Origin of the sequence: Microbacterium sp. (assembly GCF_048259935.1) — a bacterium.
In the GTDB taxonomy this organism is placed as follows: Bacteria; Actinomycetota; Actinomycetes; order Actinomycetales; family Microbacteriaceae; genus Microbacterium.
On the sequence record NZ_JBLXHF010000004.1, the window covers coordinates 312932 to 337990 of the forward strand.

The 25059-nt window shown below is 66.5% G+C and carries 20 protein-coding genes, 1 tRNA gene and 1 other RNA gene; 4 read left to right on the top strand and 18 right to left on the bottom strand.

Going from position 1 to position 25059, the window contains the following annotated elements; translation table 11 throughout:
* The first annotated feature begins 6 nt into the window (after positions 1 to 6).
* Positions 7 to 83, top strand: a tRNA-Pro gene (locus tag ACN0RC_RS09425).
* 54 nt (positions 84 to 137) lie between these two features.
* Positions 138 to 902, top strand: a complete 765-nt coding sequence (locus ACN0RC_RS09430) for an HAD-IIB family hydrolase (RefSeq protein WP_417511056.1) — start codon at positions 138 to 140, stop codon at positions 900 to 902.
* On the opposite strand, the gene ACN0RC_RS09435 is transcribed toward ACN0RC_RS09430, so the two are convergent.
* The 8 genes from ACN0RC_RS09435 to ACN0RC_RS09470 form a co-directional block, all read right to left on the bottom strand.
* The gene (locus ACN0RC_RS09435; RefSeq protein WP_417511058.1) at positions 899 to 2179 is read right to left on the bottom strand and encodes an alpha-hydroxy acid oxidase; all 1281 of its coding nucleotides are present in this window, start codon (positions 2177 to 2179) and stop codon (positions 899 to 901) included. The two genes, ACN0RC_RS09430 and ACN0RC_RS09435, sit on opposite strands and share 4 nt — an antisense overlap.
* Positions 2180 to 2188: 9 nt before the next feature.
* A complete protein-coding gene (locus ACN0RC_RS09440; RefSeq protein WP_417511060.1) occupies positions 2189 to 2914 on the bottom strand; it encodes a FadR/GntR family transcriptional regulator in 726 nt (241 codons plus the stop codon).
* 142 nt (positions 2915 to 3056) lie between these two features.
* The gene (locus ACN0RC_RS09445; protein ID WP_417511062.1) at positions 3057 to 3710 is read right to left on the bottom strand and encodes a thymidine kinase; all 654 of its coding nucleotides are present in this window, start codon (positions 3708 to 3710) and stop codon (positions 3057 to 3059) included.
* A gap of 9 nt (positions 3711 to 3719) precedes the next feature.
* Positions 3720 to 5192: a malate:quinone oxidoreductase gene (locus ACN0RC_RS09450; protein ID WP_417511064.1), complete on the bottom strand. Its 1473-nt coding sequence runs from the start codon at positions 5190 to 5192 to the stop codon at positions 3720 to 3722.
* A 114-nt stretch (positions 5193 to 5306) separates the two neighbouring features.
* The gene (locus ACN0RC_RS09455; RefSeq protein ID WP_417511066.1) at positions 5307 to 6377 is read right to left on the bottom strand and encodes an aspartate-semialdehyde dehydrogenase; all 1071 of its coding nucleotides are present in this window, start codon (positions 6375 to 6377) and stop codon (positions 5307 to 5309) included.
* 132 nt (positions 6378 to 6509) lie between these two features.
* Positions 6510 to 7796: an aspartate kinase gene (locus ACN0RC_RS09460; RefSeq protein WP_417511068.1), complete on the bottom strand. Its 1287-nt coding sequence runs from the start codon at positions 7794 to 7796 to the stop codon at positions 6510 to 6512.
* Positions 7797 to 7887: 91 nt separating this feature from the next.
* Positions 7888 to 8505 carry a response regulator gene (locus tag ACN0RC_RS09465; protein WP_417511070.1) on the bottom strand — a complete coding sequence of 206 codons (618 nt, stop codon included), beginning with the start codon at positions 8503 to 8505 and terminating at the stop codon, positions 7888 to 7890.
* Positions 8505 to 9692, bottom strand: coding sequence for a sensor histidine kinase (locus ACN0RC_RS09470; RefSeq protein WP_417511072.1), 1188 nt, complete (start codon positions 9690 to 9692; stop codon positions 8505 to 8507). The genes ACN0RC_RS09465 and ACN0RC_RS09470 overlap by 1 nt, the downstream gene beginning before the upstream one ends.
* A gap of 95 nt (positions 9693 to 9787) precedes the next feature.
* Between ACN0RC_RS09470 and ACN0RC_RS09475 the strand changes: the two genes are divergently transcribed.
* Positions 9788 to 10249, top strand: a complete 462-nt coding sequence (locus tag ACN0RC_RS09475; protein WP_417511074.1) for a DUF2871 domain-containing protein — start codon at positions 9788 to 9790, stop codon at positions 10247 to 10249.
* Here ACN0RC_RS09475 and ACN0RC_RS09480 read toward each other — a convergent pair whose 3' ends face one another.
* The 10 genes from ACN0RC_RS09480 to ffs all read right to left on the bottom strand — a co-directional run bounded on the left by ACN0RC_RS09480 (position 10250) and on the right by ffs (position 22047).
* The gene (locus ACN0RC_RS09480; protein WP_417511075.1) at positions 10250 to 11173 is read right to left on the bottom strand and encodes a DMT family transporter; all 924 of its coding nucleotides are present in this window, start codon (positions 11171 to 11173) and stop codon (positions 10250 to 10252) included. It abuts the gene before it with no gap.
* A 34-nt stretch (positions 11174 to 11207) separates the two neighbouring features.
* Positions 11208 to 11801 carry a recombination mediator RecR gene (gene recR / locus ACN0RC_RS09485; protein ID WP_417511077.1) on the bottom strand — a complete coding sequence of 198 codons (594 nt, stop codon included), beginning with the start codon at positions 11799 to 11801 and terminating at the stop codon, positions 11208 to 11210.
* Entirely contained in the window at positions 11801 to 13897 is a 2097-nt protein-coding gene (locus ACN0RC_RS09490) for a DNA polymerase III subunit gamma and tau (protein WP_417511079.1), read from the bottom strand. The genes recR and ACN0RC_RS09490 overlap by 1 nt, the downstream gene beginning before the upstream one ends.
* A gap of 76 nt (positions 13898 to 13973) precedes the next feature.
* Positions 13974 to 16457: a glycoside hydrolase family 65 protein gene (locus tag ACN0RC_RS09495; protein ID WP_417511081.1), complete on the bottom strand. Its 2484-nt coding sequence runs from the start codon at positions 16455 to 16457 to the stop codon at positions 13974 to 13976.
* The gene (locus ACN0RC_RS09500) at positions 16454 to 17215 is read right to left on the bottom strand and encodes an HAD family hydrolase (protein ID WP_417511083.1); all 762 of its coding nucleotides are present in this window, start codon (positions 17213 to 17215) and stop codon (positions 16454 to 16456) included. Before ACN0RC_RS09500 ends, ACN0RC_RS09495 begins: the two co-directional genes overlap by 4 nt.
* Before the next feature lie 97 nt (positions 17216 to 17312).
* Positions 17313 to 18536 (bottom strand): acetate/propionate family kinase, encoded by a 1224-nt coding sequence (locus ACN0RC_RS09505; protein WP_417511085.1) that lies wholly within the window; start codon positions 18534 to 18536, stop codon positions 17313 to 17315.
* The gene (pta, locus tag ACN0RC_RS09510) at positions 18533 to 20662 is read right to left on the bottom strand and encodes a phosphate acetyltransferase (protein ID WP_417511087.1); all 2130 of its coding nucleotides are present in this window, start codon (positions 20660 to 20662) and stop codon (positions 18533 to 18535) included. The genes ACN0RC_RS09505 and pta overlap by 4 nt, the downstream gene beginning before the upstream one ends.
* Before the next feature lie 55 nt (positions 20663 to 20717).
* Entirely contained in the window at positions 20718 to 21311 is a 594-nt protein-coding gene (locus ACN0RC_RS09515; RefSeq protein ID WP_417511089.1) for a hypothetical protein, read from the bottom strand.
* Positions 21308 to 21910 (bottom strand): rhomboid family intramembrane serine protease, encoded by a 603-nt coding sequence (locus tag ACN0RC_RS09520; RefSeq protein WP_417511091.1) that lies wholly within the window; start codon positions 21908 to 21910, stop codon positions 21308 to 21310. The genes ACN0RC_RS09515 and ACN0RC_RS09520 overlap by 4 nt, the downstream gene beginning before the upstream one ends.
* Before the next feature lie 40 nt (positions 21911 to 21950).
* Positions 21951 to 22047: signal recognition particle sRNA small type (gene ffs, locus ACN0RC_RS09525), an RNA gene on the bottom strand.
* 82 nt (positions 22048 to 22129) lie between these two features.
* Between ffs and ACN0RC_RS09530 the strand changes: the two genes are divergently transcribed.
* On the top strand, positions 22130 to 25012 hold the full coding sequence (locus ACN0RC_RS09530; RefSeq protein ID WP_417511093.1) for a DEAD/DEAH box helicase family protein: 2883 nt from the start codon (positions 22130 to 22132) through the stop codon (positions 25010 to 25012).
* The last annotated feature ends 47 nt before the right edge of the window (positions 25013 to 25059 follow it).

The window sequence follows — 25059 nt, forward strand, 5'->3', positions numbered from 1 at the left end:
TTGCAACGGGGTGTGGCGCAGCTTGGTAGCGCGCTTCGTTCGGGACGAAGAGGCCGCAGGTTCAAATCCTGTCACCCCGACCAGTTGCAAGAAGGCCGCCCTCCGGGGCGGCCTTCTTCCATATCCTGGAGAAGATCATGAACACCCCCCGACTTGTCGCATTCGACCTCGACGACACCCTCGCGCCCTCCAAGAGCGCGATCTCTCCTCGCATCGCCGCCCACCTGCGCGCCCTCCTGCGCGTCGTCGAAGTGGCGATCATCTCCGGAGGGAACGAGACGCAGTTCCGCGCACAGGTGATCGCGCAGCTCGGCGACGCGAGTCCGACAGAACTCGCCCGCCTGCACCTGCTGCCCACCTGTGGAACCCGCTACCTGCGCCACGACGGCTCTGACTTCACCGCGATCTACACGCACGATCTCTCTGACGACGAGAAGTCCTCGGCCCTCTGCGCACTGCGCGAAGAGGCAGAGCGCCTCGGCCTCTGGGAGTCGAACCCGTGGGGCGACATCCTCGAGGACCGCGGCTCTCAGATCACGTTCTCGGCTCTCGGCCAGCAGGCCCCCGGCGATGCCAAGCACACCTGGGATCCCTCCGGTGAGAAGCGCCTGCGCCTTCGCGACGCCGTCGCCGCCCGCGTCCCCTCCCTCGAAGTGCGCGCAGGGGGATCGACATCGATCGATATCACCCGTGCCGGCATCGACAAGGCCTACGGCATGACTGCTCTTGCCGAGCACACCGGCATCCCGCTCGCCGACATGCTGTTCTACGGCGACCGGCTCGACGTCGGCGGCAACGACTACCCTGTACGCGCACTCGGCGTCCGCTCGATCGCCGTCACCGGCTGGGAAGACACCGCCGCAGAACTCGACGAACTGTTGCCGACCCTGCAGCTCGTCTAGCGAGAGGCGACGTCCGCGGCGACCCTGGCGATCGGGGTCAGCCGCTGCAACTGGGTGACGTGCGAGGGCTCGAGCTCGGCGAGCGAGGCAACGCCGAGCAGACGCATGGTCCGCTCGATCTCAGAGCGCAGGATCTCGATCGTGCGGTCGACGCCCTCCCGCCCACCCGCCATCAGCCCGTACAGGTACGCGCGGCCGATCAGAGTGAAGTCTGCGCCGAGTGCTGCAGATGCGACGATGTCAGCGCCGTTCATGATTCCGGTGTCGATCATCACGGTGAATTCGTCACCCACCGCCCGCCGCACCGATGGCAGAAGGTGGAACGGGATCGGCGCACGGTCGAGTTGACGGCCGCCGTGGTTCGAGAGAACGATGCCGTCGACGCCCTCATCGCGCAGGCGCACGGCATCGTCGACGTTCTGCACCCCCTTGATGACGATCTTCCCCGGCCACAGATCCCGGATGATGGCGAGGTCCCCATAACTGATCGTGGGATCCATCGCGGCATCGAGCAGCTCACCGACTGTTCCGCCAGTGGTGCTGAGGGAAGCGAACTCGAGCGTGGGAGTTGTGAGGAAGTCGAACCACCACCACGGACGCGGAATCGCATTGATGATCGTTTTGAGAGTCAGCTGCGGGGGGATGCTGAAACCGTTGCGCTTGTCGCGCAGCCGGGCGCCGGCGACAGGGGTGTCGACGGTGAAGTGCAGGGTGTCGAAGCCGGCGGCGGCCGCGCGTCGAGTCAACTCGTAGGAGATCTCGCGATCGCGCATGACGTACAACTGGAACCAGTTTCTCGGCGGAACCGGCCCTTGCGGCTCTCGAAGAGTCGCCGCTTTCACGCCTTCGATCGAGGTGGTGCCGAGCGTCGACAGGGTGAACGGGATGCCAGCGGCGGCCGCCGCTCCCGCCCCCGCGATCTCCCCCTCGGTCTGCATCAGTCGCGTGAATCCCGTGGGCGCGATGCCGAAGGGAAGCGCACTGGGCCCGCCGAGGATCTCGACGCTCGTATCGACGTCGGGTGCGGGCCTGAGGATGCCGGGATGAAACTCCACGTCCTCGAACGCCTGCCGGGCGCGAGTGAGCGAGATCTCCCCCTCCGCAGAGCCGTCGGTGTAGTCAAAGGCGGCCTTCGGCGTGCGGCGCTTGGCGATCGTGCGCAGGTCGTTGATGGTGAGCGCGCCCTCCAGGCGTCGCCGTCGCCCATTGAGCTCGGGCTTTTTGAACTTCATCAGTTCGAGGAGCTCTGCAGGATTCGGGAGCTGTCGCTGGACCATGGGTGCCTTTCAGTCGTTCTTGCCCGTACTCGCGGTCATACCGCTCGCCCGGTAGTAGTCGGTGATGTGGTTGCGGACACGACGGCGCGCGGCATCCGCATCTGCTGCCTCGAAAGCCGCGACGATCTCGCGGTGTTCGGCGCGCAAGCGCGCCGTCATGGCACCCCAGTCGTCGATCCGGGCAGATGCTGTGAGCACATATGACTCGATCGCGGTACGCAACCCCGCCATCATCGCGGCGATCACGACGTTCCCGCTCGACTCCGCGAGCGAGAGATGGAACTGCGCGTCAAGGGCAAGGAAGTCCGCCGTGCTCAGGTCATCGGCATCCATCGCGTCGAGGAGGCGGCGCGGCTCAGCCAGGTCCCTGATGTTGTTCGATGCGAGGGATGCCGCGACGGCGTCCTCGAGTACGAGACGCGTCTGCACGACATCTGCCAGCGGGAAGGCCCGTGCGGCCACCTGCAGTCGCATGAGCACGGAGAGGCCCTCGGAGGGCGTAGCGATCACGATCGCGCCGGAGGAAGGCCCGGAACCGGTCGACGTGCGAATCAGCCCGATGATCTCCAGAACCCGGAACGCCTCACGGACGCTCGAGCGCCCCACCCCCAGCTGCGACGCGAGCTCGCGTTCTGAGGGGAGTCGGGCGCCGGGGCCGAGCCTGGCGTCGAGGAACTCCCGTTCGATGTGCTCGAGCACGAGCTGCCATGCTCGTTGCTCTGCGTGTGCGGACATGCGATCCCCCTGTGGTCAGACCACAGCGTACAACGTGTGGTCTGACCACGCAAGAACGGTGCCCGTCCCGCGTTCGAGTCGCAAAAAACGCCGTTTAGGGGCGCCCATACCGGCAGGGATTGCGACCTGAAGGAGGACTGGATCAGCCCAGGTGTCCGCCGGACTCCTCGAGGTAGCAGTGCCCGCAGAGGGATTCGTAGGTGACCACGTCGGCCGGGCCTCCCCCGGCCGCTGCCTCATCGATCGCGACCTGGTCGCCGTCGAAGACGAAGCGCCCGCCGACGACGCGGCCGTTGAACACGGCCTTGCGTCCGCAGCGGCAGATGGTCTTCATCTCTTCGAGCGAGTGCGAGATCGCCAGGAGCCGCGCCGAACCAGGAAAAGCGTGGGTGCGGAAATCATTGCGGATCCCGAACGCGATCACTGGGATGCCGTCGTCCACCGCGATGCGGAACAGATCATCGACCTGACCGGCAGTGAGGAACTGCGCTTCGTCGACGAGCAGGCACGCGACATCGACCGAGTCCGCCGCACTCGCGTCTTCAGCAGCGCTCTGCTGCACCCGCTGTCGTTCGCCATCGAAGAGCACGCGGGCGTCACCGCTCGAGGGGATCAGAAAGTCGACTTCCCGGGTCATGCCCAAGCGGCTCTCGATCTGTGAAGCGCCCTTGGTGTCGATCTCAGGCTTGGCGAGCAGAACGCGCTGGCCCCGCTCCTCGTAGTTGTACGCGACCTGCAGCAGTGCGGTGGACTTGCCGGAGTTCATCGCCCCGTAGCGGAAGTAGAGCTTCGCCACTGCCCCCGGTCACCTCGAGATATCGAGGGCGGCAGCCGTCTGCGACATCGACTCATCAGCCACTGCGGGGTTGTCGTTGAGCGTCTGGCCGTACGTGGGGATGAGGTCGCGCAGCGTGGGCTCCCAGCCCGAGTACTGCTCGGGGAAGCACTTCTTGAGCAGACCGAGCATGATCGGCACTGCCGTCGATGCCCCGGGCGATGCGCCGAGGAGACCCGCGATCGAGCCATCAGCAGCAGAGACGACTTCGGTGCCGAACTGCAGCACGCCGCCCTTGTCGGCATCCTTCTTCATGACCTGTGCACGCTGGCCGGCCTGGATGAGCGTCCAGTCCTCGTCCTTCGCCGTCGGCATGAAGATGCGCAGGCTGTCGACCTTCTTGCGGTGCGTTTTCGTCAACTCGCCGAGGAGGTACGTGATCAGGTCGGGGTTCGCAAAGGCGACGCGCAGCATGGGCCACAGGTTGTGCGGGCGCACCTGGGAGACGATGTCGAGCATCGAGCCGTTCTTGAGGAACTTCGGGCTGAACGTGGCGAAGGGTCCGAATAGCAGAGAGGACTCACCGTCGACGACGCGGGTGTCGAGGTGCGGCACCGACATCGGCGGGGCACCGACGGATGCCTGCGAGTAGACCTTCGCCTTGTGCTGAGCGACGACAGCGGGGTTCGTCGTCTTCAGGAACTGACCGCCGATCGGGAAGACGCCGTAGCCCTTGATCTCGGGGATTCCAGAGTTCTGCAGCAGCTTCAGAGCCCAACCGCCCGCACCGACGAAGACGAACTTCGCGTTGATGCTGCCGGGAGTGCGTCCGAGGCTGTTGCGGTACTTGATCTGCCAGCTGCCGTCCTTCTGCTTCTTCAGCGATCGGACTTCGTGGTTGGTGCGCAGCTCGACCCCCGCATCCGACAGATGACCGAAGAGCTGGTGCGTGAGCGCGCCGAAATCGACATCGGTGCCCGCAGGCACCCGCGTGGCGGCGAAGGGCTCACCCTTGCGGCGCTTCTGCATAAGCAACGGCGCCCACTGGTTGATGACACGCGAGTCGTCGCTGTATTCGATGCCCTCGAAAAGAGGCTCCTTCTTCAGGACCTCGTAACGGTCCTTGAGGTAGGCGACGTCCTTCTCGCCGCGCACGAAAGTCATGTGCGGGGTGGCGTTGATGAACGTGGAGGGCGCATCGAGCACGCCCTTCTCGACCAGAGAAGTCCACAACTGACGGCTCTGCTGGAACTGCTCGTTGATCGAGATCGCCTTGGCGGGGTCGAGCGGGCCGTTCTGGTTCTTCGGCATGTAGTTCAGCTCGCAGAGCGCGGCGTGACCGGTGCCCGCGTTGTTCCACGGGTTCGAGCTCTCCTGGCCGACATCGGAGAGTCGCTCGAAGGCGACGATCTTCCAGTCCGGCTGCAATTCGTGCAGCAGAGTGCCGAGTGTGGCACTCATGATGCCACCACCGATGAGGACGACGTCGACGGATTCAGTCACCCGACCATCCTAGTTCGCCTCTCGCGTTCCCCCGAACCGGCGCCGAGACTGCAAAACCACGCCGAGACAGCGATGAATCGACGCTGTCTCGGCGTGGTTTTGCGGCTTCGGTGTTCAGACCGCGGAGGCGAGGCGCTCTGCGACGATCTCGGCGATCTGCACGGCGTTGAGCGCTGCGCCCTTGCGGAGGTTGTCGTTGCTGACGAACAGCACGAGGCCCTTGTTCTCGGGCGCGGACTGATCGGTACGGATGCGGCCGACGAAGCTCGGGTCCTTGCCTGCCGCATACAGCGGGGTCGGCACTTCTTCGAGGACGACGCCGGGCACGGATGCCAGGATCTCGCGAGCCTTCTCGGGGGTGATGTCGTCGCGGAACTCCGCGTGGATCGACAGCGAGTGACCGGTGAAGACCGGCACGCGCACGCACGTTCCTGCAACTCGGAGGTCGGGCAGCTCGAGGATCTTGCGGCTCTCGTTGCGGAGCTTCTTCTCTTCGTCGGTCTCATTGAGACCGTCATCGACGACAGCTCCCGCCAACGGAATGACGTCGAAGGCGATCGGGGCGACGTACTTGTCGGGCTCGGGGAAGTCGACCGACGAGCCATCGTGCACCAGGCGCAGAGTGTCGCCCTGGGCGAGAACTCCCTCGACCTGACCGAGCAGTTCCTGGGCGCCTGCTAGTCCGGACCCTGAGACGGCCTGGTAGGTCGAGACGATGAGTCGCTCGAGCCCCGCGGCGGCAGCGAGCGGGCCCAAAACGGGCATGATCGCCATGGTCGTGCAGTTCGGGTTCGCGATGATGCCGCGAGGGCGCTCATCGATCGCGTGCGGGTTGACCTCGCTGACCACGAGCGGCACCTCGGGGTCGCCGCGCCATGCGCTGGAGTTGTCGATCACGACGGCGCCGGCCGCAGCGAAACGGTCTGCGTACGCGCGGCTTGCCGTCGCACCCGCCGAGAACAGTGCGATCTCGATCCCCGCGGGATCAGCCGTCTCGACATCTTCGACGATGACCGAAGTGCCGCCGAAATCGATCGAAGTGCCCGCAGAGCGCGCCGACGAGAACAGTCGCAGCTCGCGGATAGGGAACGAGCGCTCAACAAGAATCTCGCGCATGACGGTGCCTACCTGGCCGGTGGCGCCGACAATGGCGACGGAGTGTCCGCTATCGGAGATGCGAGTCATAAGAGTGTCCTTGGCGTCGTGCAGTGATGCAAGCAAGACACAAGGCGCGACGTCGGGGTGCGGATGCCGCGCCTGGCGTCGATGTCAGGGTTCCGGTGAGTCTACCGCGACCCGAGCTCCGGGGTCGAAATCTCAGCGACCGGTGCCCGCGTGGACGACGGCCTCGTCCTCGGAGTCCAGTTCATACGCGGTGTGCACGATGCGCGCGGCGTCGGCGAGGTCGGTGTCGCGCAGCACGACCGAGATGCGAATCTCAGAGGTTGAGATCATCTCGATGTTGATGCCGGCGGTCGACAGCGCTTCGAACAGCGTCGCTGAGACTCCGGAGTGCACGCGCATGCCCGCGCCGACCACCGAGAGCTTTCCGATCTGGTCGTCGTGGATGAGGCTGTCGAAGCCCACCTCGGCCTGTTCCGCGGCGAGCGCCTTGAGCGCTGCCGAAGCATCCGCCTTGGGAAGCGTGAACGAGATGTCAGTGCGGCCGGTCGCTGCAGCCGAGACGTTCTGCACGATCATGTCGACGTTCGCACCGGACTTCGCCACGATCTTGAAGATCTCAGCGGCCTTGCCCGGCACATCGGGGACGCCGACAACGGTGATCTTGGCCTGGCCCTTGTCGGTGGCCACTCCTGCGACGATCGGTTCTTCCATGATCTCTCCCTCAGCTTCGCGCGGGTTCTTCATGCCCTCGCCCAGAACGTAGGTGCCTTCACTCGACGAGAACGTCGAGCGTGCGTGGATGAGCACGCCGTGGCGGCGTGCGAACTCGACGGCGCGGATGTACAGCACCTTCGCGCCGTTGGCCGCGAGCTCGAGCATCTCTTCGCTCGAGACATGATCGAGCTTCTGCGCGCGTGGGATCACGCGCGGGTCGGCGGTGTAAATGCCGTCGACGTCGCTGTAGATCTCGCAGACATCGGCGTTCAGCGCGGCCGCGAGAGCGACGGCTGTCGTGTCAGACCCACCGCGGCCGAGCGTCGTGATGTCGCGGGTGTCGCGGTTGAAGCCCTGGAATCCGGCGACGATGACGATCGCGCCCTCATCGAGCGCTTCACGCAACCGAATCGGGGTGACATCGACGATCCGTGCCGACCCGTGGTGGTCGTCGGTGATCATTCCGGCCTGGCTGCCGGTGAACGAACGCGCATCGAAACCCATCGAGTGGATCGCCATGGCCAGCAGCGCCATCGAGATGCGCTCACCGCTTGACAGCAGCATGTCCATCTCGCGCGGAGCGGGGATGGGCGCGACCTCGTTCGCGAGCTCGAGCAGCTCGTCCGTCGTATCGCCCATCGCGCTCACGGCGACGACGACGTCGTGCCCTGCACGTCTGGTGTCGACAATGCGCTTGGCGACGCGTTTGATGCTCTCAGCGTCGGCGACGGAGGAGCCGCCGTATTTCTGCACAATGAGGGCCAAAGTCACTCCCGGGGATTTCGGGCATTTCCGCCCAAGCGCCATTGTACTTTCGACCCGCATGCCCGCGCCCGCATGTGACCGCCGCGGCTCCTCAGAGCAAGCCGAGTCTGCGTGCTTCACTCGCCGCACCAGCGCGGCTCGCAACGCCCAATTTCTCCAGCAGGTGCACGACGTGCGTCTTCACCGTGGATTCCGAGATGAACAGCCGCGCAGCGATCTGCTTGTTTCCTGCGCCCTCATCGACCAGCAGCAGCACCTCGCGCTCGCGCTCCGTGAGGACCACACGCGGCGCCCGCAGAGCTGCGACCACCCGGCCGTCTCCCCCCGGCGTGAGAACCATCGCCCCCGCGGCTGCGTCGCTGATGGCGGCGACGATCGTGTCGCTGTCGACGTCTTTGAGCAGGTACCCCGCGGCCCCTGCCTCGATCGCACGGATGATCTGAGCGTCGTGATCGAAGGTCGTGAGGATCACGACGGCGGGCGCATGCGGCATTCTGCGCAGAGCTGCGGTGGTGTCGACGCCGTCCATGCCGTCGCCGAGGCGCAGGTCGCACAGCACGACATCGGGGTGCAGATCGGATGCCATCACAAGAGCCTCTTCGCCCGTCGACGCTTCTGCGATCACGGTGAATCCGCGCGCCTCGATGACAGCGCGCAGTCCTGCCCGAACGATCGGGTGATCATCGACCAGCAGCACCTTCGTCGCCATCACTCTCTCCCCTCTGGCGATGCCTGGCCGACGGGGAGCGTTGCGATGAGCGTCGTTCCTTCTTCTGGCGCGGAGCGCACATCGAGCGATCCGCCGAATTCCCGCAACCGCGAACTCATCGCCGACAGCCCGTACGAGGTCGGCGGCATCGTTGCGCGGTCGGCGATGAATCCGACCCCGTCATCGCTCACCGTCATCGTCACATCGCCCGTACCTGCCGCGAAGGCCGCGCTGACGTGCCGAGCGTGAGCGTGCTGACGGATATTCGCCAGTGCCGACTGTGCGACGCGCAAGAAGACGACTTCCTGCGACGTCGCAAGCAGCGGCAGATCCGCCTCTGCGGCAAGCGCTGTTTCGATCCCGGTGTCGAGGCGCAGCGCCTCCAGCATCCGACCGACCGCCGCGACGAGAGCCGATTCTTCCAGCTCCGCGGGTGCCAGCGCCGCGACGATGCGTCGCAGATCGCCGAGCGAGTGCTGGGCGAGGGCTTCGATCTGCGGCATCCGCTCGGCTTCACCGCTGCGCGCGATCAGCACCATCGAGCTGAGTTCCTGCGCAATCGTGTCGTGCAGGTCGCGTGCAAGGCGGGTGCGCTCGTGAGAAGCGCCGGCATCGCGCTGCGTTCGGGCGAGCTCCTCCTGCAACGAGGCCATCTCGTCCTGCGTGCGCACGAGCGAAGCGATCAGCCCTTCGCGCTCGACAGCATCGCGCAGCAGCGCGTCGTAACCGAGCGAGATGGCGAGTGCGAACCCTCCGCCGAGCAGAGGCCCCACCACGTGCGCGAAAGTGATCGGCACCTGATGCAGGATCGGCGCGAGAATCGCCGCGGCCAGTACTGGCACCGCGAACACCACGGATGCCCATCGGCGCAGCACGTGGCCGGCCAGCAGCAGCAAGGGGAAGGAGAGCCAGACGAATTCCGCCGAGAGCAGCAGCATCCCGAGCCAGAGGATGCTGAGCCCACCCAGCCACCATCCGGCGAACCGGCCGCGCGCGAAAGCGGCGCCGGTGGCGTACCAGGCGAGGAAGACACCGGCCGCGAGCATCGCGGGCAGCAGGGGCACCCCCGACGCGATGGCGCGGATCGCCGTCGCCACCGACAGCGACGCCGTGATCAGGTGCAGCGCGAAGCGCGCGATCGTCAGCATCCGCTGGCGTGACAGGTCGGCATTCGCGGGCGATGACATGCTCCGATTCTGCCCTCTTCGCGAGCGAGAGGAGACCAGAAGATGTCGATCTTTCGATGGATCCTCGCGAGCGCCCCGCCGTGGAGGCTGGAAGCATGACTCTTGAGACCACCTCCACTGCGCGCACAACCTCGCGCTCCGCTCAGCTTCTGCTCCTCGGCGCCGTCGCCTTCTATACGGTCGCAGGCCTCGCCGCCGGACTCTTCTACCGCGAGTTCACCAAGGCCAACGGATACCCCGAAGGTCTGATGGGCCAGCTGGGCCTCGCGCACACTCACATCCTGACGCTCGGCATGATCGTCCTGCTGATCGCGATCGTGCTCGAAAAGGTGTTCTCGCTGTCGTCGAGCCGCCTGTTCCACTGGTTCTTCTGGATCTACAACCTCGGCGTCGTCCTGACGACGGCCCTGCTGATCTGGCACGGGATGCTGCAGGTTCTCGGCAGGGAATCGTCCAGCATGATCGCGGGAATCGCCGGGCTCGGGCACATGCTCGTCGGCGCAGGGTTCGTCCTGCTGCTGCTCGCGCTGTTCTCCCGCATCCGCACCGACAGCTGATCAGGGGATCTGGACCGGAGGCATCGATTCTCTGCGGGTTCGCAGCCGGCCGCCGGTCGCAGCGAACCAGCATCCGATGAGGATCAGCGGGAAGCCGATCAGCAGTCCGGGCGTGATCGGCTCGGAGAGGAAGATCGTGCCGAGCACGATCGCGACCACAGGATTCACGTAGGTGAACAGCGGCGCTCGCACGGGACCTACTTCACGGATCAGCGCGAAGAAAGCCACGAACGCGACGGCCGTGCAGATCACGCCGAGCAGCAGAAGCGATACGCCAGAGCGAAGCGTGGGCAGTTCATGCTGAGTGAGCATCGCTGCGGGTAGGTAGCCGATTCCGATCGCGAACAGCGCCAGCGTGATCGTTCCGATCGAGGGAACATCTGCCAGTTTGTGGGCGATGATGAACGGCGCAATCGCGTAGAGCAGCGCGGTGAGCATGATCTCGCCGATCGCGAAGGCGCTGGCTGGGCCACTCGGAAAGAGGCCTGGGCCCACGACGACGATGGCGACCCCCGCGAATCCGAGCAGCAGCCCGCCGAGGCGCACCGGTGCGAGCGCCGTGCGGTCTCCGCGGGTGAGGGCGATGATGACGGCGAACAGCGGCACCGTCGCCACCAGGAGTCCGGTCAGGCCCGAGGGCAGCTGCGTCTCGGCGTGGCTGAGCAGCAGAAAGGGCCCCGCCATCTCGACCAGCCCGAACGCGAGCACCCACGGCCAGTGCTTCCACGCGGCTCTCAGCGCGCGGCTGCGGATCGCGAACGGCAGCAGCACGAGTGCGCCGAGCAGAGTGCGACCGGCGACGACAGCCGGCGGGGTGATCGATTGGACCGCTTCTTTGATGAACAGGTAGGTGATTCCCCAGACGATCGCCATGACGGCGAAGAGGATCCAGCCTCTCTTGCTGAAGCCTGCCTGGGCGCTCATGCCGTCACGACGCTGCGACCGACACGAGGGAACCTCACAGTGTGCGCCGCCCCTCGAATGCGCGACCAAGGGTGACTTCGTCGGCGTACTCGAGGTCGCCGCCGACGGGAAGACCGGATGCCAGGCGTGACACGGTGATCTGCATCGTGAGCAGCAGTCGGCTGAGGTAGCTGGCGGTTGCCTCGCCCTCGAGGTTGGGGTTGGTCGCGAGGATGACTTCTTGCACTGTGCCATCGGCGAGCCGTGACATCAGCTGCGCGATGCGCAGATCATCGGGGCCGATACCGGCGATCGGGCTGATCGCTCCGCCGAGCACGTGGTAGAGGCCGCGGAACTCTCTGGTGCGCTCGATCGCGGAGACGTCTTTCGCGTCTTCGACGACACAGATCAGCGCCGGGTTGCGACGCGGGTCGCGACAGATGCCGCAGCGTTCCTGCTCGGAGACGTTGCCGCAGATCTCACAGAAGCGCACCCGTGCGCGGACGTCGGTGAGCAGCTCCGCAAGGCGTGCGACATCGAATGACGGCGTCTGCAGGATGTGGAACGTGATTCGTTGCGCTGACTTCGGGCCGATACCGGGCAGGCGCCCGAATTCATCGATGAGTTCTTGAACGATGCCGTCATACATCAGGCGAACCTCGTCGGGGGCTCGTAGGGCTCTTCACGGACGAATGTCGCGCCGAGCACCTGGCGGACCACAGCTTCTCCGTAGCGCTGGACGCCACCGGGCGAGCGCTCTGTCACGGCAGGCGCCGAGTACGACTGCGCAGATGCCTGCGGAGCCGTGGCGGGTCGCGCTGCGGGAGAGGCGGATGGAGCGGAAGAGGCAGAAGGTGATGCCTGATAGGGCGGCTCGTCCTCTGGGGGTGCGTCGTCGTCGCTGGGAAGCGGCCCATCGTCGGTGTCGACGAGCCCATCCTGAGGAGCGACAGGGGCGGATGCTTCGACCTCTGCGGGCTCCTCGTCGACGGGGAACTGCGGCTGCGGCGGCGTGGCTGCCTCTGTTGTAGTCGGAATCGACGCGACCGCCCAGTCTGTGACGGGGCCGGCTGGCGCAGACTGCACTGTCTTCTGCGGCTGCGGGGGCGCAGTGCGGACCGGGGCGGGAGCCGCTGCCTCGGATAAGGCAGCAGGCGGCAGCTGCGCGGGCCGGTACTTGACCTTCACGCCGAGCTCGCGCTCGATGGCCGCGCGCAGGTGATCAGAAGGTCCGTTGCCTGGAACAGCGCCCTTGAACTTCTTGAGGTCCTGCTCGCTGGTGAAGCCGATGGTGAGCACATCAGTGCTCGCGTCGAAGTCGAGGGGTTGCACGGCCGTCACCAGCAGCCACGAAGTGCGGCTGACACCCTCGAGGTGGGTGAGAACAGCAGGCCACGCCGTGCGGATGCGGTCGATGTCTACGGGTCCGGTGGGTGCTGGAGTCTGGGCGGCAGGAGCCTGGGCGACAGGAGCCGGAGCGGGAACCTCGACTGCTGCAGGCTCTGGCGTCGGGGCTGATTCCGCAGCGGGCGTGGCCACAGGCGCTGGCGCTGCTGCAGGCACAGGCGCTGGCGCAGGCGCGGCTGCAGGCGCAACGGCTGCAGGCGCGCCGGTGGGCGCTGGGTGCACGGGGGCTGCGCCCTCCCCCGCAGCGCTCAGCACGCGCGCGATCATGAGCTCGAGGTGCAGGCGCGGAGAAGTGGCCCCGGTCATGTCATCGAGTGCGGCGCTGACGACATCAGCCGTGCGAGAGAGTCGTGCGGTGCCGAACGCGACTGCTTGAGCGCGCATGCGGACGAGTTCGTCTTCGGCAAGTCCCCGCAGCACGGCCGAAGCCCCCTCGCCCACCGCGGCGATGACGATGAGGTCGCGAAGACGCTCGAGCAGGTCGTCGACGAATCGGCGAGGGTCTTGACCGGTCTGGACGACGCGGTCGATCGCCGGGAATGCGGCTGCGGCATCTCCTGCGGCGAGCGCGTCGACGATCTCATCGAGCAGCGCACCGTGCGTGTAACCGAGCAGCGACACTGCTCGCTCGTACGCGACGTGATCCCCATCAGAGCCGGCGATGAGCTGGTCGAGCAGTGACAGGGTGTCACGCGGGGATCCGCCGCCTGCGCGAACGACAAGCGGCAGGACGCCCTGGGCGACCTTGACGCCCTCTTCGTCGCAGAGCTTCTCGACGTATTCGAGCATCGCGGCTGGCGGAACGAGCCGGAACGGGTAGTGATGAGTGCGCGAGCGGATCGTGCCGAGGACCTTGTCGGGTTCAGTGGTCGCGAAGATGAACTTGACGTGCGCCGGAGGCTCTTCGACGAGCTTCAGCAGCGCGTTGAATCCCTGCGGCGTCACCATGTGCGCCTCGTCGAGGATGAAGATCTTGAAGCGATCACGGCTCGGGGCGAAGGTCGCGCGCTCGCGAAGATCGCGGGCGTCGTCGACGCCGTTATGGCTGGCGGCGTCGATCTCGACGACGTCGAGGGAGCCTCCCCCAGAACGAGATAGCTCCACGCAGCTCGGGCAGGTGCCGCACGGCGTGTCGGTCGGCCCTTCTGCACAGTTCAGACAGCGGGCGAGAATGCGAGCTGACGTGGTCTTTCCACACCCACGCGGCCCCGAGAAGAGGTACGCGTGCCCGACCCGGTCACCGCGCAGCGCAGTCATCAGAGGTTCGGTCACCTGCGACTGCCCGATCATCTCGCCGAAGGTTTCGGGGCGGTAGCGGCGATACAGGGCTGTGGTCACCTGAACAGCCTACGGCGTACCGCCGACAATGGCCTTCCCGATGGAGGTCGCTGTGGACAGGGAGCTGCCGTGGGGATCAGTCCTCGACGAATCCGATGATCGGCATCGTGGTGGTCACCACGGGAAGCGATGCCGAGATCCGGGTTCCGTCATCACGCCGCGACTCCTCGATCTGCCCCAGTGTCGGGCGTCCAGGAACCACCGGGCCCTGATCTGCCAGCGGCACAGTGACCTCCGCATCCCTCGTCGCCGTATATTCGACGCCGCGCACCGAGAACGCCACCGGCTCCCCCGCGCGCACCTGGACCCGCAGTTCGCCCGGAGTGATCGTCACCTGCAGCGCAGAACCCTGCCACTGCAAAGGGAACGACAGCGAGGGCCAACTCACCGGAAGACGCGGGTCGAAGCTGAGTTCTCCTGCGTGATCACGCATGCCGCCGAAGCCCGACACCAGCGCGCTCCATACTCCGCCTGCCGAAGCCACGTGCACTCCGTCTGCGGCGTTGTGGTGCAGATCGCCGAGGTCGACGAACAGCGACTGCTCGAAGTACTCCCTGGCGAGGTCCTGGTAGCCGACTTCTGCGGCCAGGATCGACTGCACGACAGCGGAGAGTGTGGAGTCTCCCGTCGTCAGCGGGTCGTAATAGTCGAAGTCGGCCTTCTTCTCCGCCGCGGTGAAGTGGTTTCCCTGAAGGAAGAGCGCCAGCACCACGTCTGCCTGCTTGAGCACCTGGAACCGGTAGATCACCAGCGGGTGGAAGTGCAGCAGCAGCGGCCGCTGGTCATCAGGGGTGTTCTCGAGATCCCACAGCTCCCGCTCGAGGAACATCGCATCCTGCGGATGGATGCCCAGGCTCTCGCTGAACGGGATGTGAATCGCCTCGGCCGCCCGATCCCACGCATCCGGCTCTCCTGCATCCAACCCTGTGCGCTCGACGATCCTGTCGTACGCCTGCGGATCATCCTTCTGGATCTCGCGCACGACGCGCGATGCATAGCGCAGGTTGTAGCGAGCCATCACGTTGGTGAACAGGTTGTCATTGACGACCGTGGTGTACTCGTCGGGCCCTGTCACACCGTGGATGTGGAACGTCGCATCCCCATTCGACCCGCGCCAGAAGCCCAGCGTCGCCCAGAGCCGTGCCGTCTCCACGAGGATGTCAGCGCCCTCGCTGCGCATGAAGTGCTCGTCACCGGTCGCTCGCACGTACTTGCCGAGCGCAAAGCTGACGTCGGCGTTGATGTGGTACTGCGCGGTGCCTGCGGCGTAATAGGCCGACGCCTCTTCGCCGTTGATGGTGCGCCAGGGGAACAGCGCTCCGGCTTCGTTCAGCTGGGCGGCACGACGCCGGGCGGCGGGGAGCATGAGCACCCGGGCGCGCAGGGCGTTCCGTGCCCACTGCGGGCTCGTGTACGTCAGGAACGGCAGGACATAGATCTCGGTGTCCCAGAAGTAGTGCCCGCTGTACCCGGAGCCGGTGACGCCCTTGGCCGGCACCCCTGTGCCGTCTGCGCGGGCCGCGGCCTGAGCGAGCTGGAACAGACACCAGCGGATCGCCTGCTGCAGATCGTCGCGCTCTCCGATCACGACGTCAGAGCGCTCCCAGAACGCGTCAAGCCACTCTCGCTGACGCTCGAACTGGGCGGGAACGCCTTCGACAGCGGCGCGGTCAAGAGACCGGCGGCACCGATCGACCAACTCGTGTGCGGGAACGCCTCGTGAGGTGTGATAGCTGACGAGCTTCGTGATCGCGATCGGGATGCCGGCCTTCGCCTGCACTCGGAAGACGTTCTTGGCGATGTCCGATTCGATGAGCGAACGAGCGCTGAACTCGTTGTCTGTCGTGATCATGTGGTCTGCGACGACCGCGAGGGTCATCCCCGAATCTGCGACCTGGTACGACAGTGCCGAGCGCAGTCCGTCCTGCCAGAATTCCGCGGGCAGCAGCACGCGCTCGGTGATCTTCTCGGTCCTGCGCGGATCGAAGCCGGCCTTCTGCGTCGCGGTCGGCGCCCCGCCGTAGACATCTCCGCCGTCCTGGCGGTTCAGGAGCTGACAGCTCACCGTGACCGGAGCATCCGCGTTCTCGACCGTGATCTCCAGCCGGACGATGGCAAGGTGACGCTCTTCGAAGCTCACCATGCGCTCATCGCTGACGCGGATCCGCTTCCCCGACGGCGTCTCCCAGGTGAAGCTGCGCGTGAGGACGCCGGTGCGCATGTCGAGCGTGCGCTCGTAATCGCGCACCTCTGCCTCATCGAACGAGATGGGCTCATCATCGACGTAGATGCGCATGATCTTGGCATCCGGAGCGTTGACGATCGTCTGCCCTACCTCGGCGAAGCCGTAGGCCTGCTCAGCGTGCCTGATCGGCCAGGTCTCATGCAGCCCGTTGATGAACGTGCCGTGCTCGTGCGCTCCGCGACCCTCGATGTGGTTTCCCCGCAGACCGAGGTAGCCGTTTCCGACGGCGAAAAGCGTCTCTGACACGCCATCTTGCGAGTAGCGCGTCTCGGTGAGGCGCCAGGGGTCCACGGGAAAGCGTTCGCGATCGATCATGCGGTCTCCAGAGTGTCGTCGGGCGACGAATCGAACAGCAGCTGGGCGAGGTCATCGACGACAACGGTGGCGCCGGCCTCACGGAGAGCGGCGGGCCCCACCCCGCGATCGACACCCACGACGATGACGAAGCCCGCGGCAAGCGCAGAGGCGACGCCCGCGAGCGCGTCTTCGATCGCGACGCTCTCAGCAGGGTTCACGCCGAGAGCGAGAGCCCCGGCACGGAACATGTCGGCGGAAGGCTTCGACGCAAGCCCATCGCGTTCCGCGACGCCGCCATCGACGACAACAGTGAAGAAGTCGCTGATGCGAGCAGTTTCGAGAACCTCCTCAGCGTTCTTCGAGCTCGAGACGACTCCCTGCGGGATGCCGTGCGCCTGCAGCTGCTGAATCAGCGCGAGCGACCCAGGGTATGGGGCGATGCCCTCCGCCCGTAGAGATGCCGCGAACGCGGCGTTCTTGCGGTTTCCGATCCCGCAGATCGTCTCGGCCTCGGGGGGATCGCTGATCTCTCCCCACGGGATCTCGACGTTTCGACTGCGCAGCAGGCTGGCGACGCCGTCGTATCGTTTCTTGCCGTCGACGTATGCGTAGTAGTCGTCGTCGGTATACGGCGGGGTGATGCCCCACCGGGCGAACACCGCGTCGAAGACCGCCTGCCATGCACGCATGTGCACCTCGGCGGTGGGCGTGAGCACACCATCCAGATCGAACAGCACACCTTCGGCGCGGCGCAGGTCGGGCAAGCTCTCAGGCACTCAGCACTCCAGAGGTCGAGAAGGAGAATCGGGCCGGCATCTCTCCGTGCCGATCTCCCAGCGTAGTCGCGGAACCAGACCGCGAACACCCACCGATTCAGGCGAGGCTGTACGCCTGCCTGGCGATCTCGAGTTCTTCATCTGTCGGGACGACGAGGACCTCGACGGCAGAATCATCGGTCGAGATCCGGCGGATGCCGCCTCCACGGGCTTCATTGCGTGCCGGATCGATCTCGATTCCGAAGAAGCCGAGGGTTGCCATGGCCTCCGCCCGCACTCGGACGGCGTTCTCGCCGACTCCCGCGGTGAAGGAGATGACATCGACACCGCCGAGCTGAGCGATGTACGCGCCTGCGTACGCGCGCAGTCGGTGGATGTAGACCTCGAACGCGAGCGTCGCCGCCTTCTCACCCGCGTCGACACCGGCGAGGATGTCGCGCATGTCGAGGCGTCCGGCCATTCCGAGCAGTCCGCTCTTCTTGTTCAGCAGCTCATCGATCTCGCCTGTGCTCATCTGTGCGACGCGGCTCAGGTGCATGACGACGGCCGGATCGATGTCGCCGGAGCGCGTGCCCATCACGAGCCCCTCCAGCGGGGTCATGCCCATCGACGTCTCCACCGAGCGGCCGCCGTCGACGGCGGTGACCGATGCGCCATTGCCGAGGTGGAACACGATCTGCCTGAGATCGGCGAGGGGACGACCGAGGAAGATCGCCGCCTGCTCTGAGACGTACTTGTGGCTCGTGCCGTGGAATCCGTAGCGGCGGACGCGATGCCGCTCGGCGATCTTGCGATCGATCGCGTACGTGTAGGCGGCAGGCGGGAGCGTCTGGTGGAACGCGGTGTCGAAGATCGCCACGTGCGGCACATCGGCGAAGGCGCGTCGTCCGGCGCGGATCCCAGCGACCGCACCGGGGTTGTGCAGCGGTGCGAGGACCGAGAGATCCTCGATGTTGATCTCGATGAGGTCGTCGATCAAGGTCGGCGCGAAGAAGCGTGCACCGCCGTGGACGACACGGTGACCGACAGCGACCGGCGGATGCTCCGCAAGCTGTGGGCCGTGCTCGGCGAACTGCTCGAGCATCACGGCCATCGCCGCATCATGATCGGCGATCGGCTGCTCACGCCGATGAGTGCTGTCGAGCACTGTCGGCGCCGGCTCCCCCGGCTCTGCCGCCCGGCGCACGGTGTGCGAGATCTCACTCGTGTCCTGGCCGATCCGCTCGATCAGCCCTTCGCCGAGGGGGACCTCGCGCTCCATGTCCATGAGGCTGTACTTCAGCGACGATGAACCGCTGTTGATGACGAGCACAACGCTCATGCGACACTTCCCTGGGCCTGGATCGCCGTGATGACGACGGTGTTGACGATGTCGTCGACGAGTGCGCCGCGCGAGAGGTCGTTGATGGGTTTGTTCAGGCCCTGCAGCACTGGACCGATCGCCACGGCGCCCGCTGAGCGCTGCACGGCTTTGTAGGTGTTATTTCCGGTATTGAGGTCGGGGAAGATGAACACGGTGGCGCGGCCCGCCACTGCAGACTCCGGCAGCTTGGCCGCCGCAACGGCAGCGTCCGCTGCGGCATCGTACTGAATCGGCCCCTCCACGAGCAGCTCCGGCGCCCTCTCACGCACGAGAGCCGTCGCCTCGCGGACCTTATCGACGTCAGCTCCGGATCCGGACTCGCCCGTCGAATACGACAGCATGGCCACCCGCGGATCGATTCCGAACTGTCGCGCTGTCTCTGCGGACGAGATCGCGATATCGGCGAGCTGAGCGCTCGTCGGGTCGGGCACCACTGCGCAGTCGCCGTAGACGAGCACCCGATCGGCGAGGGCCATCAGAAACACACTGGAGACGACATCCACACCGGGCTTGGTCTTGATGATCTCGAACGACGGCCGGATCGTGTGCGCTGTGGTGTGCGCCGCCCCCGACACCATGCCATCAGCGAGACCGAGGTGCACCATCATCGTGCCGAAGTACGACACGTCGGTGACGGTGTCGGCCGCCTGCTGCACGGTGACGCCCTTGTGTGCGCGAAGCCGCGCGTACTCTTCGGCGAAGCGCGCCACGTACTCGGGATCGGTCGGGCTGATGATGCGCGCTGCGGTGATGTCGACGCCGAGCTCTGTCGCGCGGGCGTGGATCTCGGCCTCGTCTCCGAGGATCGTGAGATCTGCGGCATCCCTCGCGATCAGCGTGCCAGCTGCACGCAGAATGCGGTCGTCCGTGCCCTCGGGCAGAACGATGTGCTTGCGATCCGCGCGAGCGCGCTCGATCAGCCCGTACGCGAACATGAGGGGGGTGACGACGGTCGACTCAGCAAGGCCCACCTGCGTGGTCAGCTCCGTGAGATCGACGTGGGTCTGAAACAGGCTGAGCGCGCGCTCATAGCGGTTGCGGGAGTCGGCCGCGAGGCGGCCGCGTGCTCCCATCACCCGCACGGCAGTGTCGTACGTGCCGTGATCGGTGGCGATGATCGGCACTCGCGAGGCGAGTCCGTCCAGCAGCCGCTCGATGGGCTCGGGGAGCGGGAAGGGTCCATTGAGGATGATTCCGGCGATCGACGGGAAAGTTCCGGATGCATCGGCGAGAAGCAGAGCGAGCAGCACCTCGGTGCGGTCGGCAGGCACGACGATCACGGCGTCTTCGGTGAGCCGGGGAAGGACGTTGACCATCGACATTCCGGCCACGACCACGCTCAGCACTTCCCGCGTGAGCAGGTCGGGATCGCCCTTGATCAGTGTGCCGTCGACCGCCGCGATCACTCCGCGGATCGACGGTGCGACGAGCATCCGGTCTTCGGGAATCGCCCACACCGGCCTCGCCTGCTCGCGGTTCGCGCTGTCCTTGACGGCGCGGACTGCATCGATCGTCGCCGGCAGCGCATCAGGATCCGCTCTGTTGACGATGACGGCGAACAGCTCGGCGCGCTCAGCCTGCAGTTCCGCGAGGGCAAGGGCTGCGATCTGACCGACCGCCGCCGGAGTGCGCGCGGTGGAGGTGCCCAGCTGCTCGGCGCGAGCCTGCTGGTCTCGTCCGCCGAGCACGAGCAGGACGGGTGCGCCCAGGTTCGCGGCGATGCGCGCGTTGAATCCGAGCTCGGCGGGGCTTGCGACATCCGTGTAGTCACTGCCGACGATCACGACGGAGTCGCACTGGGTCTCGACCGCTTTGAAGCGCGAGACGATCTTCGCCAGCGCCCGCTCCTGGTCATCGCGCAGCTCGTCGTAGGTGACGCCGACGCAATCGTCGTAGTCGAGGTGCACGCCGTCGTGGGCCAGGAGCAGCTCGAGCACGTAGTCGCGTTCCGCGGAGGATCGCGCAACTGGGCGGAAGACTCCCACCCGCGGTGTCGCGCGCATCAGCGCGTCGAGAACGCCCAGCGCAATGGTGGACTTGCCGGAATGACCTTCGGCCGAGGTGATGTAGATGCTCCGCGCCACGATGTCAGCTTAGACGCGCACCGCGATGATGCATCACTTCGAAGAGCAGAAGTAATCAGAGCGGGCAGACCCCGGAGAGCGCATCGACGATCTCGACAGCATCCGTCTCGAACCGCGCGTAGTGGTCAGGGTCCGAATTGATCTGCACCCGGTGGATGGCCTGCGTCGGCTCCATCTCCTGCCAGCCATCCAGCCTGACCAGCCGCGCGTAGAAGAGTCCGGCGGCTGTCGCCGGATCCATCCGCTCCTGCGCGCTGCCCCACCAGTCCTGCTGCTGGAACAGACCGATGCTGCTCGTGCGCTCACCGTCCGGATTCGTGACGCCGGACGTCTCCCAGTCCCCGTAGTCGATGTTGCGCAGACTGCTCTCCCCCATCGCCGTCATCACTCCGAGGATCTGCCCGTCGCGCCCGAGCCCCTGCTCCGTCGCCGTGCTCACGATCACGGCGGCATTGCGCAGCTGTTCGCCTTTCCATCCCGCAACCCCCGATTCCGGGAAAGACGCGGGTTCCGATACGCAGAGGGCGAGGGGCATCCGGGATGCCGCAATCGGCACGAGGACGGCGAGGAGGGCTACGAGCGTGAGCCCGCCGATCAGGATGCCGGGGAGCCAGCTCTTCCGGCGACGCCTTCGGGAGCGGCTTCTCACGCGTCCAGCGCCTTGCGGCGCCGCGTGCCCGACAGCGCCGCGACCACACCGCCGACCGCGCCGAACAGGTGCGCCTGCCAGGAGACCCCTGGGCCCGCCCCGATGATGCCGGTGAGGATCGACCCGCCGTAGAGCACGATGACGAACAGAGCGATCAGCGCATAGGCGATGCGGTGCGCGACCGGACGCGGCGAGAAGATTCTGACGACCACGTAGGCGAAGTATCCGAAGACGAGAACGGATGCGCCGACGGTGAGCGTCCCCGGCGCATTGATGAGCCAGGTCCCCGCGCCGCCGATGGCGGCAGTGATCACGGTGACCAGCCAGAACCGGCCGCCGCCCTCGACTGCCACGAGGCATCCGAGCACCAGCAGCGGCAGCGTGTTGCCGATGAGGTGCGGCCAGCTCGCATGCAGAAGCGGCCCGAGGATCAATCCGGGAAGGCTGCCGAGATCCCACGAACGAAGCCCGAAGCCGGTGAATGAGCCGGGGAGGATCGCATCCAAGATCTGGATCGCCCACATCAGCGCGACGAGCGCGACGGGAGATGCGAAGCGCGAGAGCTGTCGGCGGCGTTCGGAAGCGACGGGGGTGGTCACTCCACGATCTTCGCAGGTGAAGCTGGGCGACATCCGGCAAAGAAAAGACTCTCCGCGCACCCAGCAGAGCCCGGTTACCCTTGCTACGTTTCCGTCCTGGGGGAATTGGCCTGGATGCCGTCACGCGGAGAGCCGTCGACAAGTCTACCGTGTCGGACCGTGTGGTTCGTCCGCCTGAGCCGTCCCGAGCGGGAGGCCTTGAACGGATAGGCTCGCCGGATGTGCTCGACCCCGTTGGCATCCTGGCGATTCAGCGGTTCGCTGCGCACCTACCAGGCTGACGCGCTCGATCGCCTGCCCACCGGCTCGGCAGATCCGTTGCATGTCGTCGCCCCGCCAGGGTCGGGGAAGACCCTGCTGGGACTGCTCCTGGCCGCCCGTGAGGGCGATCGCACCCTCGTTCTCGCTCCCACGCTGGTGATCCGTCAGCAGTGGACCGACGCCGCACGCGACCTCGCACCCGACAGCGCCGCGGTATCTGCCGATCCGCACGCACCCGCGGCGCTCACCGCGCTCACCTACCAACTGCTGAGCGTCACCGGCGATGGCACGCCCTTCGAGGATCTCGCACGTCTGGGCTGGGAGGAAGAGCTCTGCGTCGCAGGCCGCACGCAGTCCGACGCGGCCACCGCTCTCGCCGAGCTGGCAGTGGATAACCCGGGGGCCTTTCGCTCCGGCATCCGCCGCAGAGTCCGAAACCTCCGCTCGCAGTTCACGCGTCAGCGTCCTGAGCTGATCGGACGCGTCCTTCATCCGAATGCCGTCGCGGTCATCGACAAGCTTGTCGATCACGGTATCCGCACGATCATCCTCGACGAATGCCACCACCTGCTCGACCACTGGGCACTCGTGGTCGCGTACCTCGTAGGGCGCCTGCGCGAACGCGGGATCGAGCCGCTGCTGATCGGCCTCACTGCAACTCTCCCCTCGCCGGACGACCGTGCAGAGTACGACAACTACAGCCAGCTGCTGGGCGATGTCGACTACGAGGTGCCTACGCCCGCCGTCGTGAAGGAGGGCCACCTCGCGCCATATCGCGACACCGTCGCGTTCACGACGCCGACGGATGCTGAGCTCGCATTCCTCCGCGACCATGAGCATCTGCTGAACGACCTGCTCACGAGGGTGCTCGCGACGCCGGATGGGGTCGGCTACCTGACCGCACAGCTGCAACCACCCGGTGAGTCGACCGATGATGCTGCTGCTCGGCTGGAGCAAGCACTCGCGAACGATTTCGCGCTGGCCCGCACGTGCGCGGTCGTGCTGCGCAAGATCGAACCATCGCATCCGATCGCGAATCTACTGCCCGACGCGCTTCTCGAGCGCTGCACGACCGACGACCTGCTCACCGCACTTGCGCGTTTCGCTCAATCTCGGCTGCTGAACGATCCCACAGCGAAGGACCAGTGGGAGTACGTGCGGCGCGCGCTGGCAGACTTCGGCTATCGCCTGGGCGACAGCGGGATCAGGCGGGGGCGCGATGTCGTCGAATCGACACTGGCGCATTCGGCGGGCAAGGACCATGCGACTGTATCGATTCTGCGCACGGAGCTCTCCTCCTCCGAGTCCGAGCGGATTCGGGCGGTCGTCGTGGCGGACTTCGTCGAGCACGGCAACCACAACGGCGCGTGGGGGCCAGCCGCCGCTGGCGCAGTTCGCGTGTTCGAAATGCTGGCCGCCGATCCCACGACGGCGAGTCTTCGGCCGGTCCTGCTCACCTCGCAGCTGCTGCGCACGCGCACTGCGGATGCGGCGATGATCGCGGGTCTCCTCGGCGAGATCCTCGGTGCGCCCGTTCCGGTGTCGCCGGGCGCGGACGGCATCGCATCTCTGCAGGTCTCCGGCACCGCCGCCGTGGTCGCAGCCGTATCGGAGCTGATCTCGCGTGGAGAGGTGCGCGTTCTGGTCAGTACGCGCGGGCTGCTCGGTGAGGGCTGGGACTGCCCGGCGGTGAACACGCTCATCGATCTGACGTCCGCGACGACGTCGTCATCGACTCAGCAGCTGCGCGGCCGCACGCTGCGGTTGGATCCGGCGTGGCCGCAGAAGGTCGCACACAACTGGTCTATCGCGTGCCTCATCCCGCCCGAGATCGCACTCGACGACGATGCAGAGACGCGCCGGCTGCAGCGCAAGCACGGCCACCTGTGGGGACCGAGCATCGACTCGCCGCCGCAGATCGTCGCGGGTCTCGGCCACGCGCTCTCTGCGGCAGCGTGGGATGAGCTCGAGCGCGTGGCGTCCAAGGCACCTGACGCCTCGATCGCCCAGTTGAACGCGTTGACCGATGCCGCCCGTCCCACCCGCGCCGAGACCCGTGCGGACTGGCGCATCGGCGACACGTACTCGCCCGTCGAGCGCGAGGTGGTCGCTCTCCGCCGCTCTCAGCGCTCTGCTCCTCTGCTGCGCACGGCTCCTGCGGCGAGCGCAGCCGCGATCGGCGGCTTCACTGCAGCAGGGGCGGTAGCGCTGATCGCACAGTGGATTCTGATCGGCCAGGGTGTGCACCTCGGCGCGCCGAGCGTTGCGCTGGTCTCGTTGGGTGCGGGTGGGCTGGGAGCGGGAGCTCTCGCGGCCCGATCGCTGTGGGGCGCGCTGCGGGATCGAACGCATCCGGCAGCCGTGTACCGGCTGGCCGCCGTCGCACTGGCGCGCACCCTTCACGAGGCCGGGCGCACCAGCCGCTTCGACGAAGAAGCCATCGTCGTGCGCGCGGATACCGCCGACCCGCTGTCCGTGCGCATCGAGGTCGGCGGCGGTGATGCCGACCGACGTCTGCTGGCAGATGCCGTCGAGGAGCTGTTCGGGCCGGTGCGGACCCCGCGCTTCCTGCTGCGGGTGGACCGCTCGGCGGCACGCTCGACGCCGTTGATCCGTCTCGCCGACCGGCTCTCGCCCTGGCGCACTCTGCTGTCAGTGCCGCGGATCATCGGACGCCGCCGAAGCGATGCGGAGAACTTCCAGCGGCACTGGACGCAGCTGATCGGTGAATGCTCGTTGCACGAACTCGAAGGTGTCACCGGTCTCGCGCTGCTGCGGGCTGCGAGAGCCGCAGGCAGCAGGCTCGACGGGGCTCAGCCGCGCGCACAGGTCTGGGGCTGAACGCCCCGCCGCTCCGTCGGCGGGACTACGATCTAGAGACACCCGAT